Genomic DNA, 20,985 nt, shown 5'->3' on the forward strand with positions numbered 1-20,985 from the left:
GCGGCTCAGCGGCTCCTTCTGAACCACCCCCACCCCTAACCCCTCCCCGCAAGGCGGAGGGGAACCGCTGGACGACTAGGAAACGACAGGACATCCCGTGAGAGACTTCTCCGCCCCCGGCCGCTCCCCGGTCTACGCCGCCAACGCTGCCGTCGCGACCTCGCACCCGCTCTCCACGCTCGCCGCCATCGAGGTTCTGCGCGGCGGCGGCAACGCCGTCGATGCCGGGATCGCGGCGGTGGCCGTGCAATGCGTGGTCGATCCGCTCATGACAGGCATCGGCGGCGATTGCTTCGCCCTCTATGCCCCCACGGGCGCGACGAAGCCCATCGCCCTCGACGGGTCAGGCCGGGCGCCGGCCGCCGCAACGCCCGACTGGTACGCCGAGCACGGCGTTGCGATCACCCCGACCTCGCCCCACGCCGTCACGGTGCCAGGCGCGGTCGCGGCCTGGGAGCTGCTGGTGCGCGAGCACGGCACCCGGTCCCTCGGCGAGCTGCTCCAGCCGGCGATCCGCTACGCGGAGGACGGATTCGTGATCCAGCAGCGGGTCGGCTGGGACTGGCTGCGCGGCGCCGAGCGCGTGGCCGCGGATCCGCACGCCGCCGGGACCTACCTGCCCGGCGGACAGGCGCCGGCGATCGGCAGCGTCGTCCGTCTGCCGAAGCTCGCGGCGACGCTCCGGAAGATCGCCGAGGCAGGCGCGCGCGCCTTCTACACGGGCCCCGTCGCCGAGGACATGGTGAGCCGGCTGAACGCCCTCGGCGGCCTGCACACCCTGGACGACTTCGCCGCCGCCCGGCCCGACGTGGTCGTGCCGGTCTCGACCCGCTACCGCGACTACGACGTCTACGAGTGCCCGCCCGCCGGCCAGGGGCTGGCGGCGCTGATGATGCTCAACGTGCTGTCGCACTACGATGTCGGCGCGCTGTCGGAGCTCGACCGGCTCCACCTCTTCGCCGAGGTGTGCAAGCAGGGCTACCATCACCGCGACGTGCTGTTCGGCGACGCGGCCCTCGCCAACGTGCCGGTCGAGCACCTGCTCTCCGACGCCTGGAAGGCCGCCGCCCACGGCGCGATCGACATGGGCCGGGCCCGCGAGCCGGAGATCTATCCCGAGATCGCCCGCGAAATGGCCGAGGGCCGCGCCCACAAGGACACGGTCTACCTCTGCGTGGTCGACCGGGACGGCAACGCGCTGTCACTGATCAACTCGATCTTCCAGGGATTCGGCTCGGGCATCCTGGCGCCGGAGAGCGGCGTGCTGCTGCACAATCGCGGCCTGTCCTTCCGCACGGAGGGCGGCCACCCGAACAGCGTCGGACCGGGCAAGCGGCCGATGCACACGATCATCCCCGGCATGCTGATGAAGGACGGGCAGGCGGTCGCGCCGTTCGGCGTCATGGGCGGCCACTATCAGGCCATGGGGCATGTCGAGCTGCTCTCCGGTCTCCTCGACCGGGGGCTCGACGTGCAGGAGGCGCTCGATGCCCCGCGCAGCTTCGCCTATGGCGGCAGCCTGGAGGTGGAGGGCGGGATCTCCGACGCCGTGATGGCGGGGCTGAAGGAACGCGGCCACCCGGCGATCCGCGCGCCGCTGCCGCTCGGCGGCGGGCAGGTCATCTGGATCGACCGCAAGTCCGGCACGTTGGCGGCCGGATCGGACCCGCGCAAGGATGGGGCCGCGCTGGGATATTGAGGGATATCGGTCCGGGGACGCGGGGGTCTATCCCACCGATACCCTCATCCCGAGGTGCCCGCGTTAGCGGGCCTCGAAGGAGGCCTCCGCTGCGCTCCGGCACCTCAGGATGAGGTGTTCCGACTGGAGGTACCAAGACTCGAAACGACGATCTCCGGCAGGGTCACGCCCTGCCGGACGCTCAGTCGATATCCTCGACCGCCTCGCTGCCGCCGTAGACCCGCTGGGCGAGCGAAGCCTCCATGAACGGGTCGAGGTCGCCGTCGAGCACCTCGTCCGGATCGGTGGACTGGGTGCCGGTGCGCAGGTCCTTCACCAGCTGGTACGGCTGCAGCACGTAGGACCGGATCTGGTGACCCCAGCCGATATCGGTCTTGGAGGCGGCCTCGGCGTTGGCCTTCTCTTCGCGCTTCTTCAACTCGGCCTCGTAGAGCCGGGCGCGCAGCATGTTCCAGGCGGTCGCCCGGTTCTTGTGCTGCGAGCGCTCCTGCTGGCACGCCACCACGATCCCGGTGGGATTGTGGGTGATGCGCACCGCCGAGTCGGTGGTGTTGACGTGCTGGCCGCCGGCGCCCGATGACCGGTAGGTGTCGATCCGGCAGTCGGATTCCTTGATCTCGATCTCGATCCGGTCGTCGATCACCGGGTAGACCCAGACGCTGGCGAAGCTGGTGTGCCGCCGGGCGCTGGAATCGTAGGGCGAGATCCGCACCAGCCGGTGCACACCGGACTCGGTCTTGAGCCAGCCATAGGCGTTGTGGCCCTTGATCAGGAGCGTGGCGCCCTTGATTCCGGCCTCTTCGCCGTCGGTCATCTCGACGACCTCGACCTTGTACTTCCGGCGCTCGGCCCAGCGGGCATACATGCGCTGGAGCATGTTGGCCCAGTCCTGGCTCTCGGTGCCGCCGGCGCCGGCATGAACCTCGAGATAGGTGTCGAAACCGTCGGCCTCGCCGGACAGCAGAGTCTCGACCTGCCGGCTCGCGGCCTCCTTCTCGACGGCCAGGATCGCGGCCTCGCCCTCGCGGATGGAGGATTCGTCGCCCTCCATCTCGCCGAGTTCGATCAGCGTGGCGCCGTCCTCGAGGTCGCGCTCGAGCTTCTTGATCGCCGTGACGGCCTCGTCGAGCTGCTGGCGCTCGCGCATGACCTTCTGGGCGGCCTCGGCATCGTTCCAGAGGTCCGGGTTCTCGGAAGCGGCGTTCAGCTCCGCGAGGCGTTTATCGACTGTATCCCAGTCAAAGATGCCTCCTCAGCAGCCCTATAGACTGCTTGGCGGCATCCGAGGCTTGCTCGATCTCGGCGCGCATCTGGTTTTTCGGGAATTGGGGTGGGAAAGGCGTAAGGGCTCGTGGGCCGGGGTGATACCCCCCGGGGGCCGGGCTGTAAACGCTCCCGTGCCGCGTCGCCTGGCGCCTGTGCGGCGCCCGACCGCAGGGATGGTGCCGAGCCGGCGCCTGTCAGGCGCGTTGTCGGGCACGAGCGACACGGCCGAGGAGGCAAGCGGATGGCGGACAACGATCACGCGGCGACGTGGACGGACTTCAACGAGGCCGTCAACATGACGCCGGCGGCGCTGAAGAAGCATCTCGACAGCGAGGCGAGCCGGGCGGTCGGCCAGAAGAAGGACGGCGGCGAGTCGACCGGCCACGAGATGGGCCGGCGGATCCTGGCGATCAAGGATACGAAGAAGGCCGACCTGACGGATGACGACTACGCCGCCATGCGGAAGGTCGTGGGCTACGTCCATCGCCACCTCAAGCAGGGCGGCGAGGCCCGGAAGGACCCCGACTCGCCGTGGCGGATGTCGCTGATGAACTGGGGCCACGATCCGCAGAAGGATTGAGACCCCGGGAGACCCGGCGGCTCAGTAGCGCGGCGGCACGATATAGGACGGGGCGATCACGTACTCCTTCGGCCGCTTGCGCGCGCCGAACCGCCCCTCGGTGATCTGGTCGTTGTAGTAGTCGAACCCGGTGTAGCCGAAGCCGCCGCCGTTCATCACCTCGGCCACCGGCACCGCGGGCTGGGCGAGATCGGGCCGGCCCGGCGGTACGACGACCTGGCAGCAGCCCTCGGTCTCCAGAACGGTCGGCCCGTTCGGGGCGGTGAACACGAAGGCGCGGGGCTGGTAGGGCGCCGGCGGGTAGGCGGCTTCGGAGGCCGAGGCGCCCTGCCCCGCCAGGAGGGCGAGGAATCCGGCGGCGATCAGGGTCTTGGTGCTCACGCGATGCTCCGTCAGGGGGCCGGACGAGCCGGCATCTGGCCTACAGTCTAGCTGATCGCAGGCGGCTTGTCCGGCGCATCCGAATCGACCGGTTACCGAAACTCCCGGGCGGGATCAGCCGCGCGCGCGCAGCACGACCTGCGGGCTCGCCGGAACGGGGCGGCAATCCGTCATGAAGGCGTTGACCGGCAACGGCTTCGAGTCGCACGCGTACACGTCCGCCGGCCCCGGCGCGGGGATCGGATCCCGGGCGATGATCGGGTTCGGCGCGCAGGCCGAGGCCGCGGCGGCGAGCAGCAGGGCGGCGATCAGATTCAGGCGGCGCATGCGACACTCGGGACGCGGGAAGACCCCCGCACCTGACCCTGGCCATCGGGCCCCGCCCTGACAAGCGCCGTCGCGGGGCGCCGACGCCTTTGACGGCGCCTGTCGCCCCGCGGCAACAATCTGCGCGGGCCCGGCTAGCCGGCCCGGGCCATCGGAACGACGTTGTGCAGCGTCTTGTCGGTGCCGTCGAAGAACCGGCGGATGTTGCGCGCCGCCTGCCGGATGCGCTGCTCGTTCTCCACGAGCGCGATGCGGACATACTCGTCGCCGAACTCGCCGAAGCCGATGCCGGGGGCGACCGCCACGTCGGACTTCTCCAGGAGCAGCTTGGAGAATTCGAGGCTGCCCAGCTCCCGGTAGCGCTCGGGGATCGGCACCCAGGCGAACATCGAGGAGGCGGGCGACGGGATGGTCCAGCCGGCCTTGCCGAACGATTCGACCAGCGCGTCGCGGCGCTTCCTGTAGATGCTGCGCATCTCGTGGATGCAGTCGTCCGGCCCGTTGAGGGCGGCAGTCGCGGCGACCTGGATCGGCGTGAAGGCGCCGTAATCGAGGTAGGACTTCACCCGGGTGAGCGCCGCAAGCAGGCGCTCGTTGCCCACCGCGAAGCCCATCCGCCAGCCGGCCATCGAGTAGGTCTTCGACAGCGAGGTGAATTCTACCGTGCAATCGATGGCACCGGGCACCTGCAGCACCGACGGCGGCGGGTTGTCATCGAAATAGACCTCCGCGTAGGCGAGGTCCGACAGCAGGATCAGCTCGTGCTGCTTGGCGAAGGCCACGAGGTCCCGGTAGAAGTCGAGGCTCGCCACGTAGGCGGTCGGGTTCGACGGGTAACACACGACCAGCGCCACCGGCTTCGGGATCGAGTGGCGCATGGCCCGCTCGAGGGCGGGGAACATCGCCGGGGTCGGCTCGGCCGGCACCGAGCGGATGACGCCGCCGGCCATCAGGAAGCCGAAGGCGTGGATCGGATAGCTCGGGTTCGGCACCAGCACGACGTCGCCCGGGGCGGTGATCGCCTGCGCCATGTTGGCGAACCCCTCTTTCGAGCCGAGGGTCGCCACGACCTGCGTGTCGGGGTTCAGTGTCACGCCGAAGCGGCGCTGGTAGTAGCCGGCCTGGGCCTTGCGGAGGCCGGCAATGCCCTTGGAGGCCGAGTAGCGATCCGTGCGCGGCCGCCCGGCCGTCTCGCACAGCTTGGCGATGACGTGCTTCGGAGCATCGAGATCCGGGTTGCCCATGCCGAGATCGATGATGTCGGCACCCTGCGCCCGGGCGGCGGCCTTGATCCGGTTGACCTGCTCGAAGACGTAGGGCGGCAGTCGCTTGATGCGGTGGAAGTCGGTCATGGGCGTGTCCATCGGCGCGTCCCGGATCCGGCGTCTCTCGTCTGGGCCGGTCGGGCGAACCACTTGCTCTAGCAGAGTTGCGGGCCGTCGCCGACCCTGAAAAAGGACCGGCTATTGCGGCGCCGCCGGGGCCGGCTTGATTGTGGCGGCGGCGCCCCGCCCGGCGCTCGCGGCGGCCCGTCCACGGGCCTCGTTGCGGCCGCGGGCGCTCTCCAGCTCCGCCTCCAGCGCCTTCTGCCCGGTGACTGACTTGGCCCGCGCCGGCCGCTTCGGCGCGTCGACGCCCACCGGCATGAAGTCGGGCTGCGCCTTGCTGCGCGAGTCCGTGACGAAATCCGGGGCCGCGACGACCCGCGGCCCGTAGCCTGCATCGGAGGCCAGCGAGCGGACGACGTCGCCCGAGCAGCCTCCGAGCGCGCCGACCAGCAGTCCCAGGCCGGCCGTGCAGGTCAGGCGAGACAACGGACCGGCGCGATGCGGACGGATGGCGGGGTTCAAAATGGCACGATCCATCGTCACATGCGTATGAAAAGATCGGCCGGATGTTTCGGCGACGTCCAGAGCCGGGCTGGCGAAAACTCTGGCTCGCTCGTTATTTTGTCGGAAACGAGGCCCGCGCCATCGGGTCAACAGATGAAGCACAGGGAGGCACGCTTGACGAGCCCGCAGGCGCCGGATCGGACCGCCCCTCCGAAGTCGGTCTCGAACGGCGCGATGCCGGACGGCACGGTCGCCCCGATGCCGGATTTCGAGGCCATTTCCCGCAATGCCGGACAGTTCGTCGAGGCGATGGGGCGTAACGTCGCCCGCCTCCTCGGGCCCGAGGGGCACGCGGGCGCGCCCGGCAGCGAGATGAACGAGGCGGCCAAGGTGCTCGGTCAGGTGGCCGAATCCTGGCTCGCCGACCCGAACCGCAGCGCCGAGGCCCAGGCCCGCCTGTCGCAGGCTTTCCTGTCGCTCTGGGGCTCAACCTACCTGCGCCTGCAGGGCCAGCCGGCTGAACCGGTGGCGCTGCCCGAGCCCCGGGACGCGCGCTTCGCCCATGCCGAGTGGTCGAGCAACCCGTATTTCGACTTCATCAAGCAGGCCTACCTGCTCGCCACACGCTGGGCCGAGAGCCTCGTGGACGAGGCCGAGGGGCTCGACGCGCATACGCGCCACAAGGCGCAGTTCTACCTGCGCCAGCTCACCAGCATGCTCTCGCCGTCGAACTTCCTGCCGACCAACCCGGAGCTGATCCGCCACACCCTGCAGGAGAACGGCGCCAACCTCGTCCGCGGATTGAAGATGTACGAGGAGGATCTGGCGGCCGGCGGCGGGCAGCTGCGCGTACGCCAGACCGACCCGAGCGGGTTCGAGGTTGGTCGCAACATGGCGGTCACCCCCGGCGAGGTGGTGTTCCGCAACGACCTGATCGAGCTGATCCAGTACGCGCCTACCACCGAGACCGTGCTGCGACGCCCGTTCCTGATGGTGCCGCCCTGGATCAACAAGTTCTACATTCTCGACCTCAATCCGCAGAAGAGCTTCCTGAAATGGATGGTCGACCAGGGCCTGACGGTCTTTTGCATCTCGTGGGTGAATCCGGATTCCCGGCACGCCGACAAGGACTTCGAGTCCTACATGCGTGAGGGGATCGAGGCGGCCATCGACGCGATCGGGGTCGCCACCGGCGAGAACGAGGTCACGGCGGCCGGCTACTGCGTCGGCGGCACACTGCTGGCCGTGACGCTCGCCATGCAGGCCGCCACCGGCAACCGGCGCATCAAGAGCGCGACGCTGCTGACCACGCAGGTCGACTTCACCCACGCGGGCGACCTGAAGGTCTTCGCCGACGAGGAGCAGATCCGACAGGTCGAGGCACGCATGGCCGAGCATGGCTACCTGGAGGGCGCCCGGATGGCGAACGCCTTCAACATGCTCCGGCCGAACGATCTGATCTGGCCCTACGTCGTGAACAACTACATCAAGGGCAAGGCGCCTTCGGCCTTCGACCTGCTGTACTGGAATTCCGATGCCACCCGTATGCCGGCGGCCAATCATTCCTTCTACTTGCGCAATTGCTACCTCGACAACACGCTGGCGCAGGGGCGGATGGTACTCGGCAACGTTCGCCTGGACCTCAAGAAAGTGCAGGTCCCGATCTTCAACCTCGCCACCCGAGAGGACCACATCGCGCCCGCCCTCTCGGTCTTCGAGGGCTCGAAAGTGTTCGGCGGCAAGGTCGACTTCGTGCTCGCGGGCTCGGGCCACATCGCCGGCGTGATCAATCCGCCGTCCAAGCCGAAATACGGTTACTGGACCGGCGGCCCCGTGAAGGGAACCCTCGAGGAGTGGATCAGGGCCGCAGTCGAGACCAAGGGCTCGTGGTGGCCCTACTGGTTCCAGTGGATCGAGGCGCAGGCCCCGGAGCGGGTGCCCGCCCGTCAGCCGGGCGGCGATGCGCTGCAATCCCTGGGTCCGGCGCCCGGGACCTATGTGCGGATGCGCGCCTGAGCGTCGCGCCTTTCCGGTGGGCGTCGGGGGTGCCGACCGCACGAACCGGCGCAGGTCCGGCGGCTCCTCGGTACGGCCTCGGTTCCGTCCGACGCGGAACAATTCAATGGCGGCCGCGTCCTGAGGTCCTGCGCAGCAGCCTCGAAGGAGGCCACCGGAAGGCAGTGCGACGCCGGAAAGTCTATTGCGAAGCCCAGCGACGCGGACGCCACGGGAGGGGCGCACGGCTTGGACTTTTCCCGTCGCGCCCGAACGGTGCGCGACGGGACTTCGGGCTTGGACAGGCCCTCAGTACTTCCGCACGAGCGGCGCCGGAGCCGGGGCCGGCGGGGCGCCGAACACGTAGCGGAAGCCCACCGAGACGATGTCGGCGCTGGAATCCACGACGCCCGCAAAGGCGATGTTGCTGATGTTGTAGTCGCGGCCGATGCCCGCCAGGATCCGCGACCGGTCCAGGAAGAAGTGCGAGTAGGCGAGGTTCAGCGTCAGTTGCTGGCTCCAGCGGTAGCTGGCGCCGAGCGAGGCGATGTAGCGGTCCCCGTCCGGAAGCCGCACCGACCGGTTGCGGAAGTCGATCGGCGAGGTCTCGTAGGCGAAGCCGGTCCGCAGCGTCAGGTTCGGCGATGCGTCGTACTCGGCACCGATCGCGTAGGTGAACCCGTCCTTGTAGTTGAGCGGCAGGTTGTTCACCGGCAGGCCGAGGGTCTTGGACACGATGCCGATATTGCCGAGCCTCGACCAATTGTCCCACTCGAATCCGAGGTTCACCCGCGCCACAGGCGAGATTGCCTGCGTAAGACCGACGCTCAGCTTATCGGGGGTGTTCAGCCGCGCGCGGACTTGACCGGCGAGGGGTGCCAGGGCGACCAGGGGCACGCCGATCGAACCGTCGATGTCGTGGTGGACTGAGGAGCGGTAGCCGATGCCCAGCACGGTCCCGTCGCGGGGCGTCAGCGTGGCGCCCGCGGTGAAGCCCGCGCCCCAGGACTCACCCTTCAGAAAGGAACTCGGGTAGGAGGTCGGCAGGATGCCGGGGATCGGCAGCGCCTGGCGCAGGGTCAGGCGGAAATACTCGATGTTCGGGCCGGCCGCGATCGAGAGCCACTCGTTGACCTTGAACCCGATAACCGGGTTGATCGCCAGCGAGAAGATCCGCGACGAGCGTCCGTAGACCTCGCCGGACCAGAACTGGTTCGGCTTGGTGATGAGGCCGAAAGGGGCGCCGGTCGAGAGTCCGAGCCACAGGCGGTCGTTCAGCTGGTACGAGGTCGCGCCTGCCGGCACGATCGCGCCCTGGCCGAGTTCGCCCGAGCCGCCCAGCCGCGCGAAGCCCGGATTGGTGCCCGGCGCGGGGCGGATCTCGGAGGAGAGGCCGATATAGGTGAAGTTCTGCTCCGCGACGAAGCCCGGATTCATCGTGATGGTCGCGGGATTCCAGAAGATCGACGAGACGCCGCCCGATCCCGATGCGGCGCCCGCGTAGGACAGCCCCTGGGCCTGCGTGCTCTGCTCCCGGATCCCGAACGCCCCCGCCTGCGCCTGCCCGGCGCCGAGGATCACCGCAGTCGCCGCCAGCAACGCGGCGCGCACTGTCCCACCCATCTCGTCCCCCACATCTTCGTTCTGATGGGCGCCGTCGATTGTTCGAGACCCGTTATGCGGCGACCTTCCCCGCATGGTGCCGGTTTCGAGGGCAGGACCGCAATGATCCTGTTCAGTTTGCAGGCCGAGAAGATGATCAATGAAGCAATCGGAATGCGTGGCTTCGTGACACCCGAAATCCAAGAGATACCTGGCTTACTCAGTCTTGCGCCGAACTGATCCGAACATGCAGTGGCATGAACAATAAATCCTGAGACTGCGGACCATGCACTTTTCCGCCGCCCTGTTGCCCGGCTGCGACACACGCCGCGGCGCCGCGCCGACGCAGCACCGCCGCCGCCGGCCTTGCACCTAGGTCGAGGCCCGGCCATGGTCCCGCCGTCCGGCGCAGACCGGTTCAGGGAAGGATGAGGAGTGCGGCCATGAAGCTCTTCCGGCACGGCCCGAGCGGCGACGAGAAGCCCGGCCTCGTGGATGCGAACGGCGGGCTGCGCGACCTGTCGGGCATCGTGCGTGACATCGCCGGGCCAGCGCTCGCGCCCGAGTCGCTGGCGCGACTGCGGGCCCTCGACCCCGAGACCCTGCCGAAGCTGCCGCCGGACGTGCGGCTCGGCCCCTGCGTGGGCGGCACGCGCAACGTCGTGGCCATCGGCCTGAACTTCGCCGACCACGCGGCCGAGACCGGCTCACCGATCCCCGCGGAGCCGATCATCTTCAACAAGGCCCCGTCGAGCCTGTGCGGGCCAAACGACACGGTGATCATCCCCAAGAGCTCGCACAGCACCGACTGGGAGGTGGAACTCGCCGTGGTGATCGGGCGGCGCGCCAGCTACGTCCACGCCAACGAGGCGCTGAACTACGTGGCGGGCGCCTGCATCTGCAACGACGTCTCCGAGCGCGAATGGCAGATGAACCGGGGTCCGACCTGGACCAAGGGCAAGAGCGCGCCGACATTCGGCCCCCTCGGTCCCTGGCTGGTGACGCTGGACGAGATTCCCGACCTGAAGAACCTCGCCATGAGCCTCGACGTGAACGGGGAGCGCCGCCAGACCGGCTCCACTGCGACGATGATCTTCGACGTGCCCCAACTCGTCGCCTATACGTCGCACTTCATGCTGCTGGAGCCCGGCGACGTGATCACCACCGGCACCCCGCCGGGTGTCGGCCTCGGCATGAAGCCGCCACACTACTTGAAGCCCGGCGACGAGATGGTCCTGCGGATCGACCGGCTCGGCGAGCAGCGCCAGAAGGTGATCGCCTTCGATGACTGGACCGCCAAGGTCTCGTCCGGCGAGCCGACGGACTGACATGCCACGCCGCCGCCCGGATCCGGGCGGCGGCCCATGAAACCTCACTGATATCAGTGATCGTCGGATTCTGCCGTCCGGCAGGCATGCTACATACTCTCGATTGAATTCCGGCAAGCTTCCAGTATTGTAAGTTATATTATTATTTTTGCCAGTTAAGCCCGCGTTATACTCTATCTGTAAAATACCCGCATCGCTGGTCGGGTCGGGCATGAGTACGACATCTGATTTTCCTGATAACCGAGGCCCCGGATCGGACTCCGAGCCGCCGACACTCAGGTCGATCGAGATCCTGGCCGATGCCGTCAAGCAGGCGGCGCAGGAGAAGACCGGCCGGATCCGGCGGATCACGGCGCAGACAAAGATCCTCGCGCTCAACGCGCTGATCGAAGCTGCACGCGCCGGCGAGCAGGGGCGCGGATTCGCGGTCGTCGCTCAGGAGGTGCGTGCGCTCGGCGAATCCGTGGATGTCATCGCCGGCGAGCTGGAACTGCACCTGGCCGGCCGCATCGTCGAGCTGCAGCGCACGGTGGAAGCGATGGCCGGCCGGGTGCAGGGCGAGCGGCTGGTCGACCTCGCGCTGAATGCGGTCGAGCTGATCGACCGCAACCTTTACGAGCGGACCTGCGACGTGCGCTGGTGGGCGACCGATGCCGCCGTCGTCGCCTGCGCGGCCGATCCCAGCCCGGCCGCCGCGGCCTTCGCGAGCGAGCGCCTCGGCGTCATCCTCTCGGCCTATACGGTTTATCTGGATCTCTGGATTTGCGGCCTGGATGGCCGCATCCTCGCGACGGGCCGCGCGAATCGCTATCCCGGGTTGCAGGGCCGAAGCGTCGCGGGCGAAGCCTGGTTCCGGGACGCGGTTGCCCTGCAGAGCGGGGACGCCTTCGTCTGTGCCGACGTGCGTCAGGAGGATGGGCTGAGCGGCGCGCATGTCGCCACCTACGCGGCGAGCGTGCGGGCGGACGGCCGGGCGGATGGCGCCCCGCTCGGAGTCCTGGCGATCCATTTCGACTGGGCGCCCCAGGCCCACACGATCGTCTCCGGGATCCGTGTCGCGCCGGAGGATCGGGGGCGCACCCGCGCGCTCTTGGTCGATGCCGGCGGCCGGGTCCTGGCGGCCTCCGATCAGACCGGGCTCCTGACCGAGCGGGTGTCCTGCCGACTGGACGGTCGCACGCGCGGGATCGTGCAGGATCCGCGGACGGGGACGGTCACGGCGTTCCACCGAACTCCGGGCTACGAGACGTATCGCGGCCTCGGTTGGTACGGCATGATCGTCCAGACTGACCCGTCCGCAGGGATTTCGGGCACCCGGCCCGCTTGATTTCTGGTCGCCGATCCGGCTCAAACACCGGATGAGCGCGACTTCCCTTCCCGGTTCCCAGCAGACCGACCTCGGCGACATCCGCCACGACTGGAGCGTGGCGGAGATCCGCGCGATCCACGACCTGCCGCTGATGGACCTCGTGTTCCGGGCCGCGCAGGTTCACCGCCGGCACAACGATCCTGCTGACATCCAGCGGGCCTCGCTCCTGTCGATCAAGACCGGCGGCTGCCCGGAGGATTGCGCCTACTGCCCGCAATCGGCCCATCACAAGGGTGCGGGCGTCGCTCGCGAGCGGCTGATGCCGGTGGAGACCGTGCTGGCCGAGGCCGCCGCCGCCAAGGCCGCAGGCGCCCAGCGCTTCTGCATGGGCGCCGCGTGGCGCCAGCCGAAGGACGGCCCGGAATTCGACGCGGTGCTCGCCATGGTGCGCGGCGTGCGCGGCCTCGGCATGGAGGCCTGCGTGACGCTCGGCATGCTCACGCCCTCCCAGGCCGGGCGGCTGGCCGAGGCCGGCCTGACCTCTTACAACCACAACCTCGATACCGGTCCGGATTACTACGAGGACATCATCTCCACCCGGACCTACGATGAGCGTCTGCAGACCCTCGCGCATGTCCGGGAAGCCGGGATCGGCGTGTGCTGCGGCGGCATCGTCGGCATGGGCGAGGGCGTCACCGACCGTGCCGCGATGCTCCAGGTGCTTTCCAACCACGCGCCCCACCCCGAGAGCGTGCCGATCAACGCCCTGGTGGCGGTGCCCGGCACCCCGCTGGAAGACCAGCCGGCGGTCGATCCGTTCGACCTCGTGCGGATGTGCGCCACGGCGCGGATCGTGATGCCCCGGTCCCGGGTCCGTCTGAGCGCCGGCCGCAAGAGCCTCACCCGTGAGGCGCAGGTGCTGTGCTTCCTCGCGGGCGCCAACTCGATCTTCTACGGCGAGCGGCTGCTCACGACCGCCAATAACGGGCAGGATGACGACGCGGCCCTGCTGGCCGATCTCGGCATCCGGGTCGGCGAGCCGGTCCGGGCTGCGGCCGAGTAACCCGCGGGCGCGTTTCCGTCCGCCTCCTCGCAAGGGAGCGACGACGGCGTGAGGGGGTCGTCAGCGCGGGACCGCGTCAACCCTCCGGCAGTACGATCCGGAACTGCGCCCCAGCCTCGCTCGCGTCGAGGGTGAGCGTGCCACCGTTGATCCCGATCAGCTCGGCGGCGATCGGCAGGCCGAGACCCGTGCCGCCGGAGCGCATGGACCCCTGAAACGGCGCGAACAGGTTCTCCCGGGCGCGCGCGGGCAGGCCGGGGCCGTTATCGGCGACCAGGATCGTGATCCGGCCCGGCGCCGCGCGGGAGGCCACGACGCGCACCGCGGCCTCCGGCACGGCGGCCCCGTCCAGCGCCTGCACGGCGTTGCGCACGAGATTGGCCAGCGCCCGCCCGAGTTGCTCCGGATCGGCCTGCACGGAGAGATCGGCCGCCGCGACCTCCACGGAGACCGGGTGCGCCGCCAGCGCAGCGAGATCCGGAAGCTCCGCGAAGAGGGGCGCCAGCGGCGTGCTGGCCAGGAGCGGCGTCCGCTCGGAGACGCGCCCGTAGGCGAGCGTCGCCTCACAGAAGCGGATCGCCCGGGCGAGCGTGCCGACAAGGCGCGGGGCCACGCGCTGCACCGTCGGATCCTCGGTGCCCTCCAGGCGGTCGCCCAGGAGCTGGGCGCCGGTGAGAAGGTTGCGCAACTCGTGACTGATCTTGCTGACTGCGAGCCCCAGTTCGGCGAGCCGCCGCTTCTGGCGGAGCTGATCGGCGAGGCTGCGCTGCATCCGTCCCAGCGCCCGCTCGGCCTGGCCGATCTCGTCGCTGCGGCGGGACGGCGCAATGATCCGCCCGGCATCCTCGGGATCGTCCGCGAAGGCCGTGATGCTGGTGGCGAGCCGCCGCACCGGCCGCACGATCAGCACCTGCAGGACCACGAAGACGAGTCCCGCCGCCGCGGCCGCGATGATCAGCGAGGAGACCAGCAGGCGCAGCGCGTAATCGATCATGGCGGTGCGCAGCGGCGCCTCGTCGAGCAGGATCTCGACCCGGTCGAACCCGCCGCCGCCCTCTCCGACCACGCGGATCGGCTCCTGAACCGGGGCGACGAGGGTGCGCCAGGCACCCCGGATCGCCGACAGTGCGGTGACATCGCGCAGATCGACGGTGTCGGCGACCTGCTCGGGCATCGGCTCAATGGCGAGCAGGCGCTGGGCGCCCCCGCCGCGGACGGCGATGGCCCTGGCATTCACGCCGGCCAGGAGCCGGCCCTCCAGTGCCTCTGAGACCGGCTCGCCGGTCCGGCCGTCCAGAACCAGGGCGGCGACCTGCGCCGCCGCCAGCCGGTCCGACATCCACTCGATCCGGTAATTGGCCACCGCGGGCACGTAGGTGAGAACCTCCGCCACCACCACGAACGCCACGGTGACGAGGAACAGCCGCCCCGACAGGCCGAGGCGTGCCGTGCGCCGCTCGAGCAGATCGCGAGTTTGAACGGAGGCCGGCGAAACCGGTGCCGCGGCCTGATCGGACTCGACGGACACGTCGTTCACGCTCCGCGCGGGCATCGCAGATGAGGATCAGCGGAGGGAGGATTAAGAAAGCTCGAGCCGGGTCCGGCCTTCGCGGGATACATGTTCGCAAGCCACAGATTCGCAGGCGGGAATACAGGCTCTCGTCGGTGAGCACTATACGATATCAACCCGCAGGCGGTTGCATGTGCCCTTAAGACACGGAAAAACACAGCCGGCGGAGGTTCGCGCAGCTCGGCCGCCTTTCTCAGCCGCGTCTGGCGCGCCGGCTCAGCAGCATGCTGAACAAGGCGAAAACGGCCAGCATCGCGAGCCCCGCCACCATCTTGGGCGTGACGAGCGCCCGCAGGGTCAGGGCATTGTCGCAGTTGTCGGTCCCCGCCGCCAGGCAGGTGGCTCTGGCGGCCTCATGGACGGCGACGACATCCTCGATACCCGCGCCCGTGGTGGCGTACACGATGGCGCCCGGCAGCAGCCCCAGGAAGGTCGCGAGCACGAAGATCCGCATCTTCACCCCGAAGGCGGCGGGCGCGAGATTGGTCACCCAGAAGGGGAACAGCGGAAGGAGGCGCAGGACCGCGATATAGCCGAAGGCGTTGCGCCGGAAGCCCTCGGCCAGCCCGGCGAGGCGCGTGCCGCCCACGCGCCGCAGCAGGTCGGCGCCCGGCCCCCGGCCGATGGCGAACACGATGGCGGCGCCCGTTGTGGCGGCGCAGACCGCGGTGAGCGCCCCCGGAACGATGCCGAACAGGAAGCCGCAGACCATCGTCAGGATCAGCGTGGCCGGTACCGAAACGACCACGGCCCCGACATAGAGGCAGTAGGCTGCGACCAGGGCGCGGAGATAGCCGGCGTCGACGAAGCCGCGCAGCCAGACCCGCGAGGCGAGGAGCCGATCGAGGCTCAGGAGCTGGGCGGCCCCTGAGAGCAGGACGATCACCGACACCGTCAGGAGAAGGACCAGCGGAAGCCAGCGCCGCAGCCGTTTCCAGCGACCTTCGCCCCGATCTTCGCCAAGACCCTTGCCGCGCCCTTCGGCGGCGGGCGCGTTGCCGGTCTCGCTCACCCGGGCTTGCGCATCCGCAGAATCTTGAAGAACCCGCCCGGGAAGGTCGGCTTCAATCCCAGGACCTCGACGCCGTTGCGCCGGGCCCAGGCCTCGATCCGGGTCGCCTTGAAGTCGGACGACCAGCCGATCTTCGTGCAGAGCGGCGCCACAATCTCCTCGACCCGGGCGACCGGACCCTCGCTCTGGCCGAAATGGTTGGCGAGCACGATGCCACCGCCCGGGCGCACCACCCGCAGGAACTCCGACATCGCGGCCTCGGGATCGGGCACCAGGGTGATCAGGAACTGCGCCACCACGGCGTCGAAGCTCGCATCGGCGTAGCCCAGGTGGCAGACATCCATCACCTGGAGGCCCTTCACGTGGGACAGGTTCCGGCGCCGGACCTTGGCGCGGGCGCGCTTGAGCATGTCCTCGGAGAGGTCGACCCCGCAGACGAAGCTCGCCTTCGGGTAGTAGCCCAGCGCCAGCCCGGTGCCGACGCCGGCCTCCAGGATCCGCGGCCCGTGCTCGGCCGCCGCCTCCACCGCCGCGCGGGCCGCGGGCTCGGTGAGCTTGTCGTAGACCACGTCGTAGACGGGGGCCCAGCGGGCATAGGCCTTGCGCATCAGGGCCGTGCTCGGCCCGGCCATCTGCGGCTCGCTCAGCATCGTTCAAAGATTCCAGAGATTGAGATCAGGCGGCCTCGCGAGGCCGGGCCGACAACGCGTTGACACGCCGGATGGTGCCGCCGCCCAGAACCCGGGCCCGCGGGCCGTCATCCGCATAGATCGCGCAGGCCTGCCCCGGCGACACACCGTCCTCGGGCTCGGCGAGCACGATCTCGGCCGTGCCGTCCGACCCGACCGAGAGCAGGGCCGGGCGCGGTGGCCGGGTCGAGCGCACGCGCACCGCCACCGACAGGTCGCGCACGGTTTCGGCCGCGCCCTCGCCGAGCCAGTTCAGGTCCGAGAGGCGGATCCGGGTCGTGGCCAGCGCAATGCGCGGTCCGACCACCACCCGCGCCGTATCCGGCTCCAGGCGCACCACGTAGAGCGGATCCGGCCCTGACAGGCCGAGGCCCTTCCGCTGCCCTACCGTATAGTGGACGATGCCGTCGTGCCGGCCCAGCACGTGGCCGGCGAGATCGACGATCTCGCCGGGCCGCGCCGCGTCGGGGCGCAGGCGGGCGATCACGTCGCTGTAGCGGCCCTGCGGCACGAAGCAGATGTCCTGGCTGTCCGGCTTCTCGGCGAGCGACAGGCCGAGATCCTTCGCCAGCGCACGGGTCTCGGATTTCTCCATCTCGCCGAGGGGGAAGCGCAGGAAATCCAGCTGCTCGGCCGTGGTGGCGTAGAGGAAGTAGCTCTGGTCCCGGGCGGGATCGAGGGCGCGGTGGAGCGCCCGGCCGCCGCCCGGCAGTGCCCGGCTCGCCACATAATGGCCGGTGGCCAGGGCGTCGGCATTCAGGTCCCGGGCAAGACCCAGGAGGTCGCGAAACTTCACGGTGCGATTGCATTCGACGCAGGGGATCGGCGTCTCGCCAGCCAAATAGCTCTCGGCGAACTTCTCGATGACCGCGTCTCGGAAGCGGTCCTCGTAGTCGAGGACGTAGTGCGGGATGCCGAGATGCTCCGCCGCCGCCCGTGCGTCGTGGATGTCCTGGCCGGCGCAGCAGGCGCCCTTGCGGTGGCTCGCCGCGCCGTGGTCGTAGAGCTGGAGCGTCACGCCGACCACGTCGAAGCCCTGCCGCTTCAGCAGGCCCGCGACCACGGAGGAATCGACGCCGCCCGACATGGCGACGACGACGCGCGTCTCGTGGGGGGCTTTGGGAAGATCGAGGGCGTTCATCGCGAGGATCCGCAGCCGCCGGCCCGGAGGCGCCCTGGCTGCACGGGCCGTCTATAGCGGGACTTCGTCCGGCTTTCCAGGCCGGCCGGCCCCGGCACCCGGCAGATCCTGCCGGGCGGGCGGCAGGTTCGATCTGGGCTGCGCCGAGCGCCGCGGAAGAGATCGAGTCTTTTCAATACCTTAGCCGAAAGATCCGGTGGCGCGTGGTTTGCTGCGGAGCGGCCGAGAGGAGTCCGGTATGGCGAGCGGTGCGGCGGATCGTTTAGATGTCACTACCTGGATTCCGTCCGCGCGGCCTGCGTCCGCCCCGCGGTCGGGCTGGGAGGCGGCGGGCGTGGCCGCCCGGGCTGATACGTCCTCGCAGGAGCGCTTCGGCGCCGCCTTGAGCGCCGCCCAGGCGCGCGACGACGCGGCGGAGACGCGCGCCCGCGCGGCCGACCAGCGCGACATGGCCGCATCGGCCCGCACCCGTCAGGCCGATCAGCGCGATCAGGCCGAGGCCGCGCGTGCGGCGAGCGACCGTGCGCGGGATTCGGCGCTGCAGACCGACGCCCGCGCCGCCGACAGGAAGGCCGGCCTCGCCCGGCAGGCGGATGCGGTGGCTCCGACGGCGCGTGCAACGCAGGCCGATGCACCGCGCTCCGCCGCTGACGCGCGTGCGGAAGCTCGGGCACCGGCGGCGACGCACGGCGCGGAGACAGGCCGGACGGAATCCACTGCACAGCCGCGCTCCGAGGCAGCCGCGACCGCACAGGATCCGGCCTCCAAGACAACCGACACGGCGGCTCGTGACACGGCGCCGACGGAGACGACGGCGCTGCCGCAGAAGGCCGACGCCGCTGCCCAGCCGGCCGGTTCTGGCCCTTCCGCCTCCCTGCTGGCCCTCATCGCCGCGCTGACCGAGGGCGGTGCGGCGACCGGAACGGGCAAGACCGACGCGGACGCCGGCACCGGCGCGGCGACCGTGCAGGACAGTGGGGCGGCGCCCTCCGGAACGGGCGCGGCCGCGGGCCTCCCCGGCACGGGTGCACAGGGCGGCAGCCACGCTGGCGGTGAAGTGTCGGGGATCGCCGGAATCGCCCCCGGCGCGACGGCGGCAGGTGCTGGAAGCGGGCTGGGCAAGGTCGAGAAGAGCAGCATCCCGGTCGATGGCCCCACGGTCGGCGTCCCCGCGGCTGCGTCATCGGACCGGGACGGCCAGGATTTCCTCGCCGCTCTGGCCGATGCGGGCCGGGGCGCAAATCCGCTTGAGGGCACGCCCCCGGCCGCGCAGGGCGCCCCGACGCCGCCGGTGCCGCCCAGCTCCGCCGCCGGCGCGACGAATGCCGCGCAGGGCGCCGCTGCCCCGACCCAGACCGCCGCGCCAGTCCAGACCGACCCGCCGATCCCCATCGGCCAGGTACCGATGACCATCGGCCTGCGCTCCCTGCGCGGATCCAACGAGTTCCAGATCCGGCTCGATCCGGCCGAACTCGGGCGCATCGACGTCAAGCTGGAGATCGACAAGGCGCATGGCCGGGTCATGACCCACCTCGTGGTCGACCGGCCGGAGACGCTCGCCCTGCTCCAGCGCGATGCCGGCCAGTTGCAGCAGGCGCTGTCCCAAGCCGGCTTCGATCCCGCCGGCGGCGGCCTCAACCTGTCGCTGCGGGGCGACGGCAGTGCTCCGAACGGCGGCAGCGGCGGCCAGCAGGGCGACTCTCCCCGCGGCGGCGGAGCGGACTGGCCCCGTGATCAGGCCGAGGCCCCGCAGGACGTCGCCCCGATCCGCTTCCTGCGCGGCTACGGCGGCGTCGACATGAGAATCTAGGCGGCGCGGGCGGCACCCGCCTCGCGGACCGGCACAGACACAGCGCGCGTCCGGGCCCTGCGCCACGGCGCGGCATGGGAGAGATCAGCATGACGAGCGGCATATCCAGCCTCACCAGCACGACGTCCAAGACGGGCTCGTCGTCGGGCAGCAGCGGCAACGCGACCGAGATCGCCAGCAACTTCACGCAATTCCTGACGCTGCTGACCACGCAGCTCAAGAACCAGAACCCCCTCGACCCGATGGACACCAACCAGTTCACGCAGCAGTTGGTGCAGTTCGCCGGTGTCGAGCAGCAGCTCAAGTCGAACGACCGCCTCGACAGCATCCTGAGCGCGTCGCAATCGGCGAGTTCGGCCTCGGCCACGAGCTACATCGGCAAGACCGTGACGGCGGATGGCAGCGCCTCGCAGCTGTCCAACGGCTCGGCCTCTTGGACGCTCTCCCCCGCCCGGGCCACCTCGAAGGCGGTGATTACGATCCTGGACTCGAAGAACAACGTCGTGGCCACGCAGACCACCGCGCTCACCGCCGGCAGCCAGACCTACACGTGGAACGGCAAGACCTCGGCGGGCCTGAGCGCGGCAGACGGGAATTATTCGATCAAGGTTTCGGCCACGGATGCGACCGGCGCCGCGGTGGCGGTCGACACGAGCCTGACCGGCACCGTGGACGAGGTCGATCTCAGCGGGACGACGCCTGTGCTGGTGATGGGCTCGCAGAAAGTGCCGCTGTCCAGCGTGCAGACCATCGGGTTGTCCACAAGTGGCACTTAACGAATCATATCTGAGTGACTCGCTTCAACATCTCTTAAGCGGGCGCAAGTACCTTCAATGCTCGACAGGTCAGTCGAGTGTAGAGCGTATCATGACCGAACCGAGCCGCCCGAGAGTGAAGTACGTGATCGGGCCCGACGGCAGCCCTCTGACGATTGCGGATCTTCCGCCCCCGAGCACCCGTCGCTGGGTGATCCGGCGCAAGGCCGAAGTCGTGGCCGCGGTGCGCGGCGGCCTCCTCAGCCTTGAGGAGGCGTGCAAGCGCTACACGCTGACCACCGAGGAATTCCTAAGCTGGCAGTTCTCCATCGACCAGCACGGCCTCGCCGGCCTGCGGACGACCCGGATCCAGCATTACCGGCACTGAATCCCGGCGTCCTGGTTGGACACCGTCGTTCCGGGGCGCTTCTGGCGATCCCGGAACCCACAAAGATCGAGGGTACAGAAACCCGGCGCGTCGGCGGTTCTGGGTTCCGGGCTCTGCTCCGCGGTCCCGGGATGACGCGACGGCCCCTCCCGAAGCGACGACCTTCGCCGGAGCGGGCTGAGCGAATCCGAGAGCCCACGAAGCCGCGTCCGGACCTCCGGACGCGGCTTCGTGCCGT

At 69.7% G+C, this 20,985-nt stretch carries 19 protein-coding genes; 9 read left to right on the forward strand and 10 right to left on the reverse strand.

Translation table 11 applies throughout. The features are described from left to right. Positions 1–97 precede the first annotated feature (97 nt). Complete coding sequence (locus tag BLT59_RS00335) at positions 98–1,699, forward strand: gamma-glutamyltransferase family protein (RefSeq protein ID WP_091774930.1); 1,602 nt, start codon at positions 98–100, stop codon at positions 1,697–1,699. A 181-nt stretch (positions 1,700–1,880) separates the two neighbouring features. Here the strand turns inward: BLT59_RS00335 and prfB are convergent. Next, positions 1,881–3,009 (reverse strand): peptide chain release factor 2 gene (gene prfB, locus BLT59_RS00340; protein WP_139173889.1). Its coding sequence is split into 2 segments (ribosomal slippage): positions 1,881–2,939 and positions 2,941–3,009, totalling 1,128 coding nucleotides; the frame shifts between segments, so codons are not numbered across the junction. Between the two features lie 197 nt (positions 3,010–3,206). Here prfB and BLT59_RS00345 point away from each other — a divergent pair. Next, on the forward strand, positions 3,207–3,545 hold the full coding sequence (locus tag BLT59_RS00345; protein ID WP_091774936.1) for a DUF3140 domain-containing protein: 339 nt from the start codon (positions 3,207–3,209) through the stop codon (positions 3,543–3,545). Positions 3,546–3,566: 21 nt separating this feature from the next. Here BLT59_RS00345 and BLT59_RS00350 read toward each other — a convergent pair whose 3' ends face one another. From BLT59_RS00350 to BLT59_RS00365, 4 genes are all read right to left on the reverse strand, one after another. Further along, the gene (locus BLT59_RS00350; protein ID WP_091774940.1) at positions 3,567–3,926 is read right to left on the reverse strand and encodes a hypothetical protein; all 360 of its coding nucleotides are present in this window, start codon (positions 3,924–3,926) and stop codon (positions 3,567–3,569) included. A gap of 114 nt (positions 3,927–4,040) precedes the next feature. After that, positions 4,041–4,253, reverse strand: a complete 213-nt coding sequence (locus BLT59_RS00355; RefSeq protein ID WP_012321979.1) for a hypothetical protein — start codon at positions 4,251–4,253, stop codon at positions 4,041–4,043. 134 nt (positions 4,254–4,387) lie between these two features. Beyond that, positions 4,388–5,605: an LL-diaminopimelate aminotransferase gene (locus BLT59_RS00360; protein WP_091775686.1), complete on the reverse strand. Its 1,218-nt coding sequence runs from the start codon at positions 5,603–5,605 to the stop codon at positions 4,388–4,390. A gap of 111 nt (positions 5,606–5,716) precedes the next feature. Further along, entirely contained in the window at positions 5,717–6,118 is a 402-nt protein-coding gene (locus BLT59_RS00365; protein WP_091774943.1) for a hypothetical protein, read from the reverse strand. A 141-nt stretch (positions 6,119–6,259) separates the two neighbouring features. Here BLT59_RS00365 and phaC point away from each other — a divergent pair, with 141 nt between their 5' ends. Then, entirely contained in the window at positions 6,260–8,101 is a 1,842-nt protein-coding gene (phaC, locus tag BLT59_RS00370; RefSeq protein ID WP_091774946.1) for a PHA/PHB synthase family protein, read from the forward strand. 288 nt (positions 8,102–8,389) lie between these two features. On the opposite strand, the gene BLT59_RS00375 is transcribed toward phaC, so the two are convergent. Then, positions 8,390–9,703: an OmpP1/FadL family transporter gene (locus tag BLT59_RS00375; RefSeq protein WP_175543887.1), complete on the reverse strand. Its 1,314-nt coding sequence runs from the start codon at positions 9,701–9,703 to the stop codon at positions 8,390–8,392. 422 nt (positions 9,704–10,125) lie between these two features. Between BLT59_RS00375 and BLT59_RS00380 the strand changes: the two genes are divergently transcribed. The 3 genes from BLT59_RS00380 to bioB all read left to right on the forward strand — a co-directional run bounded on the left by BLT59_RS00380 (position 10,126) and on the right by bioB (position 13,382). Continuing rightward, entirely contained in the window at positions 10,126–11,010 is an 885-nt protein-coding gene (locus tag BLT59_RS00380) for a fumarylacetoacetate hydrolase family protein (RefSeq protein ID WP_091774952.1), read from the forward strand. A 211-nt stretch (positions 11,011–11,221) separates the two neighbouring features. Next, positions 11,222–12,337, forward strand: coding sequence for a methyl-accepting chemotaxis protein (locus tag BLT59_RS32095; protein ID WP_091774955.1), 1,116 nt, complete (start codon positions 11,222–11,224; stop codon positions 12,335–12,337). A 31-nt stretch (positions 12,338–12,368) separates the two neighbouring features. Further along, positions 12,369–13,382 (forward strand): biotin synthase BioB, encoded by a 1,014-nt coding sequence (gene bioB, locus BLT59_RS00390; RefSeq protein WP_091774957.1) that lies wholly within the window; start codon positions 12,369–12,371, stop codon positions 13,380–13,382. A gap of 76 nt (positions 13,383–13,458) precedes the next feature. On the opposite strand, the gene BLT59_RS00395 is transcribed toward bioB, so the two are convergent. The 4 genes from BLT59_RS00395 to mnmA all read right to left on the reverse strand — a co-directional run bounded on the left by BLT59_RS00395 (position 13,459) and on the right by mnmA (position 17,794). Then, entirely contained in the window at positions 13,459–14,934 is a 1,476-nt protein-coding gene (locus tag BLT59_RS00395) for a sensor histidine kinase (RefSeq protein WP_091774959.1), read from the reverse strand. A gap of 211 nt (positions 14,935–15,145) precedes the next feature. Continuing rightward, positions 15,146–15,964 (reverse strand): TVP38/TMEM64 family protein, encoded by an 819-nt coding sequence (locus BLT59_RS00400; protein WP_091774961.1) that lies wholly within the window; start codon positions 15,962–15,964, stop codon positions 15,146–15,148. Further along, entirely contained in the window at positions 15,961–16,614 is a 654-nt protein-coding gene (locus BLT59_RS00405; RefSeq protein WP_091774963.1) for a class I SAM-dependent methyltransferase, read from the reverse strand. Before BLT59_RS00405 ends, BLT59_RS00400 begins: the two co-directional genes overlap by 4 nt. A 25-nt stretch (positions 16,615–16,639) precedes the next feature. After that, complete coding sequence (mnmA, locus tag BLT59_RS00410) at positions 16,640–17,794, reverse strand: tRNA 2-thiouridine(34) synthase MnmA (protein ID WP_091774966.1); 1,155 nt, start codon at positions 17,792–17,794, stop codon at positions 16,640–16,642. 334 nt (positions 17,795–18,128) lie between these two features. Between mnmA and BLT59_RS00415 the strand changes: the two genes are divergently transcribed. From BLT59_RS00415 to BLT59_RS00425, 3 genes are all read left to right on the forward strand, one after another. Continuing rightward, positions 18,129–19,604 carry a flagellar hook-length control protein FliK gene (locus BLT59_RS00415; RefSeq protein ID WP_244513762.1) on the forward strand — a complete coding sequence of 492 codons (1,476 nt, stop codon included), beginning with the start codon at positions 18,129–18,131 and terminating at the stop codon, positions 19,602–19,604. 89 nt (positions 19,605–19,693) lie between these two features. Continuing rightward, the gene (locus tag BLT59_RS00420) at positions 19,694–20,380 is read left to right on the forward strand and encodes a flagellar hook assembly protein FlgD (RefSeq protein ID WP_091774973.1); all 687 of its coding nucleotides are present in this window, start codon (positions 19,694–19,696) and stop codon (positions 20,378–20,380) included. Between the two features lie 91 nt (positions 20,381–20,471). Next, a complete protein-coding gene (locus tag BLT59_RS00425; protein ID WP_007569077.1) occupies positions 20,472–20,747 on the forward strand; it encodes a CtrA inhibitor SciP in 276 nt (91 codons plus the stop codon). The last annotated feature ends 238 nt before the right edge of the window (positions 20,748–20,985 follow it).

It is taken from the genome of Methylobacterium sp. UNC378MF, assembly GCF_900103195.1.
In the GTDB taxonomy this organism is placed as follows: domain Bacteria; phylum Pseudomonadota; class Alphaproteobacteria; order Rhizobiales; family Beijerinckiaceae; genus Methylobacterium.